This window comes from Roseovarius tolerans, from assembly GCF_028885395.1.
GTDB classification, from domain to species: Bacteria; Pseudomonadota; Alphaproteobacteria; order Rhodobacterales; family Rhodobacteraceae; genus Roseovarius; species Roseovarius tolerans.
Window position 1 is genome coordinate 2328595 of record NZ_CP118494.1, and the last position, 11160, is coordinate 2339754.

General features: G+C 64.9%; 7 protein-coding genes. All 7 read right to left on the reverse strand.

What is annotated here, in order from left to right:
* Positions 1-9 precede the first annotated feature (9 nt).
* The gene (gene rpoD / locus PVU19_RS11495) at positions 10-1995 is read right to left on the reverse strand and encodes an RNA polymerase sigma factor RpoD (protein ID WP_050661230.1); all 1986 of its coding nucleotides are present in this window, start codon (positions 1993-1995) and stop codon (positions 10-12) included.
* 120 nt (positions 1996-2115) lie between these two features.
* A complete protein-coding gene (gene dnaG / locus PVU19_RS11500) occupies positions 2116-4068 on the reverse strand; it encodes a DNA primase (RefSeq protein WP_050661231.1) in 1953 nt (650 codons plus the stop codon).
* 39 nt (positions 4069-4107) lie between these two features.
* A complete protein-coding gene (locus tag PVU19_RS19345; RefSeq protein ID WP_321164579.1) occupies positions 4108-5013 on the reverse strand; it encodes a sarcosine oxidase subunit gamma in 906 nt (301 codons plus the stop codon).
* Positions 5006-7936 (reverse strand): sarcosine oxidase subunit alpha family protein, encoded by a 2931-nt coding sequence (locus PVU19_RS11510; protein WP_050661232.1) that lies wholly within the window; start codon positions 7934-7936, stop codon positions 5006-5008. The genes PVU19_RS19345 and PVU19_RS11510 overlap by 8 nt, the downstream gene beginning before the upstream one ends.
* Positions 7933-8190, reverse strand: a complete 258-nt coding sequence (locus PVU19_RS11515; RefSeq protein WP_050661233.1) for a sarcosine oxidase subunit delta — start codon at positions 8188-8190, stop codon at positions 7933-7935. Before PVU19_RS11515 ends, PVU19_RS11510 begins: the two co-directional genes overlap by 4 nt.
* Before the next feature lie 57 nt (positions 8191-8247).
* Positions 8248-9501 carry a sarcosine oxidase subunit beta family protein gene (locus PVU19_RS11520; RefSeq protein WP_050661234.1) on the reverse strand — a complete coding sequence of 418 codons (1254 nt, stop codon included), beginning with the start codon at positions 9499-9501 and terminating at the stop codon, positions 8248-8250.
* Between the two features lie 132 nt (positions 9502-9633).
* Positions 9634-11064 (reverse strand): Glu/Leu/Phe/Val family dehydrogenase, encoded by a 1431-nt coding sequence (locus PVU19_RS11525; RefSeq protein WP_050661235.1) that lies wholly within the window; start codon positions 11062-11064, stop codon positions 9634-9636.
* Positions 11065-11160 lie beyond the last annotated feature (96 nt).

Below are 11160 nucleotides of genomic sequence, written 5' to 3' on the forward strand. Positions count from 1 at the left end.
TAGGCCTCCTTACTGATCCAGGAAACTCCGCAGCTTCCGCGACCGGCTGGGATGCTTCAGCTTCCGAAGCGCCTTGGCCTCGATCTGACGGATGCGTTCGCGGGTGACCGAGAACTGCTGCCCCACCTCTTCTAGCGTGTGATCGGTGTTCATCCCGATGCCAAACCGCATCCGCAGCACCCGCTCCTCTCGCGGGGTGAGCGACGACAGCACCCGTGTCGTGGTCTCTTTCAGGTTGTCCTGAATAGCTGAATCAAGCGGCAGGATGACGTTCTTGTCCTCGATGAAATCGCCAAGCTGGCTGTCTTCCTCGTCGCCAATCGGCGTCTCCAGAGAAATCGGCTCCTTGGCGATCTTCATCACCTTGCGGACCTTTTCGAGCGGCATTTGCAGCTTTTCGGCCAGCTCTTCCGGTGTCGGTTCCCGTCCGATCTCGTGCAGCATCTGACGGCCCGTGCGCACCAGTTTGTTGATCGTCTCGATCATGTGCACCGGAATGCGGATGGTGCGCGCCTGATCGGCGATGCTACGCGTGATCGCCTGACGGATCCACCATGTCGCATAGGTCGAGAACTTGTAGCCCCGACGATACTCGAACTTGTCCACCGCCTTCATCAGGCCGATATTACCTTCCTGAATGAGATCAAGGAATTGCAGGCCACGGTTGGTGTATTTCTTGGCAATCGAGATGACCAGCCGCAGGTTTGCCTCGACCATTTCCTTCTTGGCCTGACGCGCCTCTTTCTCACCCTTCTGGACCTGCCCGACGATGCGGCGGAACTCGGAGATATCAAGGCCCACATACTGGCCCACCTGCGCCATGTCGGCGCGCAATTCGGCCACTTTCTCGGGGCTGCGCTCCATGAACATCTGCCAGCCGCGCCCGGATTTCGCCGCCATGTCGTCGAGCCAGTTTGGATCGAGTTCGCGCCCGCGATACTCCTCAACGAATTCCTTGCGGTTGATCCGCGCCTGATCGGCGAGTTTGACCATCGCCGTGTCGATCTGCATGATCCGGCGGTTGATCCCGTAAAGCTGGTCGATCAGCGCCTCGATGCGGTTGTTGTGCAGGTGCAACTCGTTGACGAGCTTGACGATTTCGGACCGCAACTTTTGGTATTTCGCTTCCTGATCGGCCGAGAACGACCCGTCCTCGTTGAGCGTCGCAGAAATCCGGCTGTCCTGCATTTCGCTCAGCTGCGCGAAATCCTCGGCGATCCGGTCGAGCGTTTCGAGCACGCGCGGCTTGAGCGCGGCTTCCATCGCCGCAAGGCTCATGTTGGCCTGCTCGTCCTCGTCCTCGTCATCCTCGCTCTGGATCGGGTTGCCGTCGGCATCGAGTTCCGGCTCGTCGCTGCTCTCGCTGCGATTGGCCGGCGGGCTGGTGACGTTGGCCGCCTCGACGACCGGTTCGGCCCCCTCCTCGCCCGGCTGATTGCCGAACGTGGCCTCAAGGTCGATCACGTCGCGCAGCAGAATGTCTTCGCCCAGAAGTTCGTCGCGCCAGATGGTGATCGCCTGAAAGGTCAGCGGGCTCTCGCAAAGGCCCGCGATCATCGTGTTGCGCCCGGCCTCGATCCGCTTGGCGATGGCGATCTCGCCCTCGCGGCTCAGCAGTTCGACCGAGCCCATCTCGCGCAGATACATGCGCACCGGATCATCCGTGCGGTCGAGCTTTTCTTCCTTGCCCGAGCCAAGCGTGATCTCGCCGCGCTTGCCCACTTCGGCGACGGCGGTAGTCCGGTTCTCTTCTTCTTCGGCGTCCTCGGCCTCGATGATGTTGATGCCCATCTCCGACAGCATCGACATCACGTCCTCGATCTGCTCGGAACTGACCTGATCGGGCGGCAGCACCTCGTTGAGCTGATCGTAGGTGATGAACCCCTTCTCACGCGCCTCGGCAATCATCCTCTTGACCGCCGCCTGAGACATGTCGAGCGAGACCTCGGTCTCGGCGTCGTCGGGCTTTTGGTCCTCGGTATCCTTGGCGGCCATGAAAGACTCCTCAGTTAGGGACGGTGCAGGTGATTCGATTAACCCGAATCAATAGCGCGATCAGGTGATTCGCACACCCGTTTACCCCGATTTTATTGTCCATTCTTCCCCAAAATGCGGTTATCGCCTCTGTTTGGAAAAGCTTATCTTACCCAGGAGCGCGGCAAACTGCTCTTTCTCGTCACGTTTGATCGCCGCTCCGTTCTCACCCAGCTCGTATTCGGCCTTGTCCTCCTGCTGGCTGCGCAGCGCCTTGTTGCGCGCCTCCGCCGCCTGTGCAAGCCGCCATGTGATCGCCTCGTCGGCCAGTCCGGCCATGTCCTCGGCGGCCTCGTGCATCTCGGCTTGCACGCCCCGCTGTGCCATCAGCTTGGCCAGTTCCTCGCTCAGGGTCAGGCTGGCAAGCTCGGTGTCGCCCGGATACCGCACCGGCGGGGCAAGCGCGACATGGGGCAGTGCCAGCAGCTTTTCAAGGGGCGCGGTCCCCATCTCATCCTCGATCTGCGCGCGCAGGGTGTCGGCCCCGGCGGACGCGTGGCGCAGGATCAGCGCGCGCAGCCGCGCGTGATCCGGGTCCTGACATTCCATCCGCTCGATCTGGCTCTCGAAACTCTCCATCACCTCGGGGCAGCAGATCAGCGTCGCCAGAATCACCGCCTCGCGCAGATGCGTATCCCCCGCCGCGGTGACCAGAAGCGAGGATTTGGTGGTCGCGCGGGCAGGCTCTGGCGGGGGCCACTTGCCGCCACGCGGACGAGGCGTGAACGTGCCGCCCCCCGCCGCACGGCGCGGATTGAAAAGCTGCCAGCGCAGATCCTTGAGTTCCTGATCGTAATAACTGCGCAGCGACGGATCGCGGATTAGCCCGGTCTTCTCGCGGCAGACGCGCTCCAGCGCCGCCTTGCGCTCGGGGCTGTCAAAGTCGCGCCCCTCGGTCTCGCGCTGCCACAACAGGCGCACCATCGGCATCGCCGCCTCAACCCGCGTTTGCACCGCCCCCGCTCCTTCGGCCCTCAGCAGGTCATCGGGGTCCTGCCCCTCGGGCATCAGCGCGAAACGCAGCGATTTGCCCGCCTCCAGCAGCGGCAGGGCAAGGTCGATCACCCGGTAGGCGGCCTGAAGCCCGGCCCGGTCGCCGTCGAGCATGATCACCGGCTCGGGCGCTACCCGCCACAAGAGCTGCATCTGATGCTCGGTCACCGCCGTGCCCAGCGGGGCCACCGCCGCGCCAAAGCCCGCCGCCACCAGAGCGATCACATCCATATAGCCCTCTGCCACGATCAGCGGCTGGCCCTTGCCCGCCGCCTCGCGCGCAGGCGCGTGATTATAGAGGGTGTGCGACTTGTCGAAAATCTCGGTCTCGGGCGAGTTGAGATATTTGGCGCTGTTATCGGGGTCCATCGCCCGACCGCCAAAGGCGATGCACCGCCCGCGCGCATCGCGAATCGGGAACATGATGCGGTTGCGGAACGTGTCATAGGGCTTGCCACCCTTTTGGCTCTCCTTGGCCAGACCGCAGGCAAGGATCATCTCAGGCGCCACGCCCTTGCTCGTCAGGTGATCCCACAGCCCCTGCCAGCCGTCGGGGGCAAAGCCCAGATCAAACCGCGCCTGCGTCGCCTCATCCAGCCTGCGCCCCTTGAGATAGTCGCGCGCCGCAGCCCCGGCCCCGCTGCGCAATTGCAGGCCGAAATACTTGACCGCCTGCTCCATCACCTCGACCAGTTGACCACGCCGGTCGGCCTTTTGCTGCGCCTGCGGGTCGCGTTCGGGCACGCTCATGCCCGCCTCGGTAGCGAGGATCTTCACCGCCTCGATGAAATCGACATTCTCGGTCTCGCGCACGAATGAGATCGCGTCACCCTTGGCGTGACAGCCAAAGCAGTAGTAAAACCCCTTGCGGTCATCTACGTGAAAAGACGCGGTTTTTTCCTGGTGAAACGGGCACGGGGCCCACATGTCGCCCTTGGCCTGATTGGACTTGCGCGTATCCCACATGACCTTGCGCCCGACGACCTGAGACAGCGACAGGCGGCTTTGCAACTCGTCAAGGAATCCGGGGGGCAGGCTCATACCCCTATATTGGGCGCGTGGCGCTCAGAGTCCAGTGCTCTACTGCGCCTCGCATTGCGTGACATAGCTGCCCGCCACGTCCTTGCTCAGTTCCGCCTCGTCGAGCGTATACACCCAATCCACCAGCGGCTGCACGGCAGGCTCATAGGCGGCCATCTCGCCGGTCATGTCGGCGCTAATCGTCTTGATTGCCTGCGGGGCCTCTTGCCCGTCCTTGCGCGCCTCGACGGCCCGCGAAACAATCTCGCCGGTAGGGGCACAGATCGGATTCTGCGCCGTGGCGCTCAGCGGCAGGGTGCTCAGGGCGGCAATCAACATCAGGCGCATGGCGGTCTCTCCTTCGATCTTTGTCACGTTCTGGGACAAATCGCCGGCCCTGTCAGCGCCCTCGCCCGGGGAATTTCGCCGCGCCGCGACCCGTCGCATCGCCGTCTCGACCTCGTGGATCAACGTCCCGGCCATCGAGCGAAAGACCATGATCCGCCAGCTCTGATCCCCCATGCGCGCGATCGCCCCGGCCATATGCGCCACCTCGGTGCGGGCGACATGGCCGCGCTTGAACACCTGATCGCGCAGGTCGAGCGGGCAGAGCCGCGCCAGCACCTCCACCGCCCCCGGCCCCTCCAGAGTCAGCACCGCCCAGGCATCGGACTGATCGGCAAGGGCGGCATGCGCGGCCAGACCCGGATCAGGCTCTGGCCCGATCAAGAGCGCCATCTCGCGCCCGAACCACATCGCCCGCGCGCCCTTGCGCCCGGTCATCCGCCCGGCCTTGGGCCAGCCTATGTCATGCGCCCCCTGCATCGCCTCCGACAGCGCGGCGGCCTGCCCGTTGTAGGGCGCGAGCGACGTCATCCGCTCCGGCACAGCCACGCTCAAGGTCATATCGCCCGCCGTCACCGGCAACCGCCCCTCGCCGGGGCTCTCCGCTTGCAACTCAACCACGCAACCGCCCTCCGTCCGGGTCGTACTGCACCACGCCCGTCACCTCGCACAGCGTCTCCGAGCCGCGCAGGTGATCGACCATCCGCACCCGCTCGCCAATCCGCTCCGGCCCGCGCCGCAGAAACGCCTGCCCGATCACATGGCCCAGCGTCGGCGAATAGCACGCGCTGGTGATATAGCCCTGATCGTTGGCGCTCACCGCCTCGGCGCTTTCATCAAACAGATGCGCGCCGGGCAGAAGTTCCTTCACCGCGCCCACGGGTTTGAGCCCCACCAGACGCTCCCGCACCGGGTCCATCAACCCGACCCGCGACGACGCCGCCTTTCCGATGAAATCCTTCTTGCCGCTCATCATCCCCTGCATGCCGATATCATAGGCCGTCACCCGCCCGTGGATCTCGGCATGGGTGATAAAGCCCTTCTCGATCCGCAGCACATTGAGCGCCTCCATCCCGTAGGCCCCGCCGCCCATGGCCTCGGCACGCGCCACCAACTCACAGAACAGCGCCGCCCCATAGCGCGCGGGCACCGCAATCTCATAGGCATGCTCGCCCGAGAAGGATATCCGGAACAGCCGCCCCGCCACTCCGCCCACGCGCACCGCGCCGCAGGCCATGAAGGGAAACCCCGCGTCGTCAATCGGCGCATCCAAAAGACCATTGAGCAGATCGCGCGCCTGCGGCCCCGCCACGGCAAACTGCGCCCACTCTTCCGTCACCGACACCATCCGCACATCCCAGCCGGGCCGCAGCACCTGCACCACAAACTCCAGATGCCGCATCACCTGCCCCGCCGCCGCCGTGGTGGTGGTCATCAGGTAATGGCTCTCCCCCAGCCGCGCACAGGTCCCGTCATCCATGACATGCCCATCCTCGCGCAGCATCAGGCCGTAGCGCACGCGGCCCTCCTTCAGCGTGGAAAACGTATTGGTATAGACGAAATCCAGAAACCGCGCCGCATCCGGGCCCTGAATGTCGATCTTGCCGAGGGTCGAGACATCACAGACCCCCACGCACCCGCGCACCATTTCCACCTCCCGGTCGCAGGACTGCCGCCAATGGCTCTCGCCCTTGCGCGGGAAGTAGCTGGGCCGATACCACAGCCCCACCTCGATCATCGGCGCACCCCGCGCCACGCTCTCGGCATGCGAGGTGGTCAGCCGTTCGGGCGCAAAGCCCTTGCCCTTGGCCCCCGCCCCCATCGCCGCAATCGGCACCGGCACATAAGGCGGGCGAAAGGTGGTCGTGCCGGTCTCAGGAATGCCGCGCCCGGTCGCATCCGCCAACACGGCGAGCGCGTTGACGTTCGAATTCTTGCCCTGATCGGGGGCCATTCCTTGCGTCGTGTAGCGCTTCATATGCTCGACCGAGCGAAAGTTTTCCCGCGCGGCAAGATCCACATCCTTGACCGTCACATCGTTCTGAAAATCGAGCCAGGCGCGCCCCTTGCCCGGCACCTGCCAAAGCGGAAAGATGTCATAGGCGGCATGGCCCGCCGACGGCACGCTCATGTCCGGCACCTTCAACCCCAGATCGCTTGCCGCGCGCAGCCCCTCGGCCAATCCGCTCTCCAGACAGGCGCGGGTCGAAAACTCCCCCGCAGCCGCCCCCGCCGCGCGCTGCCCCGGCACCGCATCCTCGGGCGGCAGAAAGGCCAGCCGATCCGCGTCCCACACCGGTCGCGCCCCCATGTGACAGGCCAGATGCACCGACGGGTTCCACCCGCCCGACATCGCCAGACACTCGACGGCAATACGGGTTTCGCCCTTGGCCGTGGCAATCGTAACCGCCTCCAGCCCGCGCCGCCCGGCTGTACCGCAGACCTGCGCACCGGGGTAGAACGGCACATCGAGTTCGCAGCGCGCATAATGCCGCGAGTCGACCAGCGCCGCCACATGCACCCCCGCCTCCTGCAAGTCGGCCACCGTGCGATGCGCGCTGTCATTGTTGCCGAAGACCACTGTGCTGCGTCCCGGGGCCACGCCCCAACGATTGAGATAGGCCCGCACCGCGCCCGCCATCATCACGCCGGGCCGGTCGTTGCCCGCAAAGGCCACCGGCCGCTCCAGCGCCACCGCCGCAAGCACCGTGCGCTTTGCCACGATCCGCCAGAAACATCCCTTTGGCGCGTGGGCGCGATCCGCCACATCCGGGGCCAACCGTTCCAGCGCTCCATACGTGCCCTGATCATAGGCCCCCGTCACGGCCATGCGCGTCATGATGCGCACGTTGGGCATCGCGGCGAGCTCCGCCGCGATCTCCTCCACCCACGCCACGGCAGGCACACCGTCGACCTCCTCGCTCTCGGCCAGCAGCCGCCCGCCAAGCCGCGTGTCCTCCTCGGCGAGGATCACATCCGCGCCCGCCTCTGCGGCGGCGCGCGCAGCCATCAGCCCGGCGGGCCCGCCGCCGATCACCAGCAGGTCGCAATGGGCAAAGGCGCGCTCATACCGGTCCAGCGCCGCCGCGCCCGAGAGCCCACCAAGACCGGCGGCCCGGCGGATCACCGGCTCATAGACCCGCTCCCAGAACGCACGCGGCCACATGAAGGTCTTGTAGTAGAACCCCGCCCCAAGAAAGGGCGCGAGAAGATCATTCACCGCCAGCAGATCGAACCCGAGCGTCGGCCAGCGATTCTGGCTGCGTGCCCAGAGCCCTTCGTGCAACTCGACCGTGGTCGCGCGCAGGTTGGGTTCCTGCGCCGCCCCCTGCCCCAGCGTGACCAGCGCATTCGGCTCCTCGCTACCTGCGGTCATCACGCCGCGCGGGCGGTGATACTTGAACGACCGCGCCACCATCCGCACATCGTTCGCCAGCAGCGCCGAGGCCAGCGTGTCGCCCGCAAACCCCTGATAGTCCCGCCCGTCGAAACGAAACGAAACCGGACGGTCACGGTCGATCAACCCCTTGCCCTCAACCCTCATGCGCCCGCCTCCGCCGCCAGCGCCACGGCCAGAACCTCATGCGTGACCGTGTCGCGGGTCACGATCAGCCAGGCCCCGCAGCCCTGCTCATGCTGCCACAGATCGCGCGTCACCCCCGCCGGGTTGTCGCGATTATGCAGATAGTCGTCCCAGTCCGGCGCCCACGCGTCCCCCTCGGGCCGCGCCAGTGCCGCGCCCTGATAGTAGAACTCGCGGCGATCCCGCTCGCCACAGACCGGACAGACGAGTCTCATCTCACTTGCGCTTTCATCTTGCCAAAAATACTCAAAACTCCGCCCTCTCCGCCCGGCTCAATGCAGGTTATGCTGTGTACCGGTGCCTTCCTCGTCCATCAGCCCACTCCCCGTGCGGAACCGGTCCAACCGAAACCCCGTGGCCGCCGGATGCGGTCGCTCGGTGGCGATCAGATGCGCCATCGCATGCCCCGACCCCGGCACCGCCTTGAAGCCGCCATAGCACCAGCCGCAATTGAGATAGAGCCCGTCGATCCCGGCATGGTCGATGATCGGCGAGCCGTCGGGCGACATGTCCATGATCCCGCCCCAGCTACGCAACACGCTTGCGTTGCCGATCATCGGCATCAGCGTCATGCCTGCCTCCATCACATGCTCGGCCAGCGGCAGGTTGCCGCGCGCGGCATACGACGCGTACATGTCCAGATCGCCGCCAAAGACCAGCCCGCCCTTGTCGGACTGGCTGATATAGAAATGCCCCATGCCAAAGCTGATCACATGGTCGATGCAGGGTTTCAGCCCCTCGGTGACAAAGGCCTGCAACACATGGCTCTCGATCGGCAGGCGCATCCCCGCCATCGCCGCCACCTGAGACGAGCGCCCGGCCACGACAATGGCCAGTTTCCTGGCGCGAATGGCCCCGCGCGTGGTCTGCACGCCGCGCACCCGGCCATTCTCGATGTCGATGCCCGTCACCTCGCAATTCTGGATGAGGTCCACGCCCCGGTCGCTCGCCCCCCTCGCATAGCCCCAGGCCACCGCGTCATGCCGCGCGGTGCCCGCGCGCCGCTGCAAGAGGCCGCCATAGATCGGAAACCGCGCCTGCTCGTAATCGAGATAGGGCACCATGCGTTTGAGCTCCGCCACGCTCAAGAGTTCCGCATCGTCGCCCTGATTGCGCATCGCGTTGCCGCGCCGTGCCGCCGCATCGCGCTGCCCGTCGGAGTGAAACAGCACGATCTGCCCGCGCTGACTGTGCATCACGTTGTAATTCAGATCCTCTTCCAACCCCTCCCACAGTTTCAGCGAATGGCTGTAGAATTCAGAATTGCCCGGCAGGAAATAGTTGGCCCGCACGATGGTGGTGTTGCGGCCCACGTTGCCGCCGCCGAGATAGCCCTTTTCCAGAACCGCGACATTGGTAATGCCGTGTTCCTTGGCCAGGTAATAGGCGGTCGAGAGGCCATGCCCGCCGCCGCCGATGATCACCACGTCATAGTCGGATTTGGGCATCGCATCGCGCCAATGCGCCTGCCAGCCCCTGTTGCCGGTCAGCCCTTCCTTCAGAACCCGCAGCCCCGAAAACCGCATGCCCGCCCCCTTCTCCGTGATCCGACGCGACTGAACAGAGTCTCATCTTCAATAGCAACGGCAGAGCCGAAGCTCTGCCATCTTTCCCGCCATTTCCCGGCCCATGCGCGACCTGCCCGCCTCAGAGCCCTGTTACAGACCCATGGCGCGATAGCTAGCCGCGACCTTGGCGATGGACACCAGATAGGCTGCCGTGCGCAGATCGGTCACGTCCTGTCGGTTGTGCCAGACCTCGCGCATCGACTGGTATGCGCTGCGCATCGTATCGTCGAGCCCCGAGCGCACCAGCTCCAGCTCACCCGCACCGCGCAGATATTGCTGCTTGAAATGCGGGCTCATCTGCCAGTTATCGCCCAGATGCGCGTCAAGCCGCTCCAATTCGTCGATGATCAACTGGTGCCGCGCCTCTTCCTGACGCCGCCCGATCCGACCAAAGCGGATATGGCTGAGGTTCTTGACCCATTCGAAATAGGACACCGTCACGCCGCCCGCATTGGCATACATGTCGGGAATGATCACCGTGCCTTTCTGGCGCAGGATATCGTCAGCCCCGGCCGTGACCGGGCCATTTGCCGCCTCGATGATCAGCGGTGCCTTGATCCGCGCGGCATTCTCGAGGTTGATCACCCCTTCCATCGCCGCCGGAATGAGGATCTCACACTCGTTTTCCAACGCCTTTGTCCCGTCGGCGATATATTTGCCGTCCGGATAGCCATCAACGCCGCCATGACGCGCGATCCAGTTGCGCACCGCCTCCACATCGAGGCCGGTCTCGTCGATCAGCGCACCGTCGCGCTCGATGATCGCGGTGACCTTGCAGCCATCCTCCTCGCTCAGGAACTTCGCCGCGTGATAGCCCACGTTGCCAAGGCCCTGCACGACCACACGCTTGCCGTCGAGCTTGCCCGACATGCCCGCCGCCGCGACATCCTCGGGATGACGGAAGAACTCGCGCAGCGCATATTGCACGCCGCGCCCCGTCGCCTCGGTCCGGCCCTGAATGCCGCCGCCATGGATCGGCTTGCCGGTGACACAGGCGCGGTAATTGATATCGGTGGTGGCCATGCGCTTGTACTGATCCGCGATCCAGGCCATCTCGCGCTCGCCTGTGCCCATGTCGGGGGCCGGCACGTTCTGGGCGGGATGGATCAGGTCGCGCTTGATCAGCTCATAGGCAAAGCGCCGCGTGATCATCTCAAGCTCATGCTCTTCCCACTCGCGCGGATCGAGGCGCAGCCCCCCCTTGGAGCCACCGAACGGGGCCTCGACCAGCGCGCATTTATAGGTCATCAGCGCCGCCAGCGCCTCGACCTCGTCCTGATTGACACCCATTGCATAGCGGATGCCGCCCTTGACGGGCTCCATATGCTCGGAGTGGACGCTGCGATAGCCGGTGAAAGTGTGGATCTGCCCGCGCAGACGCACGCCGAACCGCACGGTGTAGGTGGCGTTACAGACGCGGATCTTTTCCTCAAGCCCCGGCGGCAATTCCATCAGTGCCACGGCGCGGTTGAACATCAGATCCACGCTTTCGCGGAATGTCGGTTCTCTCTTGGCGGTCATTACAACTCCCTCCCTGTTGTGCCACAGTCACGCGAACACTACACGTTCCAAGTCTCCGGCCGAGTCTCCGGCCGAGTCTCCGGCATGTGGCTGCTG

Excerpts from the sequence above, each read along its gene's own strand:
- rpoD (WP_050661230.1), bottom strand. The coding sequence starts at position 1,995 with ATGGCCGCCAAGGATACCGAGGACCAAAAGCCCGACGACGCCGAGACC.
- dnaG (WP_050661231.1), bottom strand. The coding sequence starts at position 4,068 with ATGAGCCTGCCCCCCGGATTCCTTGACGAGTTGCAAAGCCGCCTGTCG.
- PVU19_RS11510 (WP_050661232.1), bottom strand. The coding sequence starts at position 7,936 with ATGAGGGTTGAGGGCAAGGGGTTGATCGACCGTGACCGTCCGGTTTCG.
- PVU19_RS11515 (WP_050661233.1), bottom strand. The coding sequence starts at position 8,190 with ATGAGACTCGTCTGTCCGGTCTGTGGCGAGCGGGATCGCCGCGAGTTC.
- PVU19_RS11520 (WP_050661234.1), bottom strand. The coding sequence starts at position 9,501 with ATGCGGTTTTCGGGGCTGCGGGTTCTGAAGGAAGGGCTGACCGGCAAC.
- PVU19_RS11525 (WP_050661235.1), bottom strand. The coding sequence starts at position 11,064 with ATGACCGCCAAGAGAGAACCGACATTCCGCGAAAGCGTGGATCTGATG.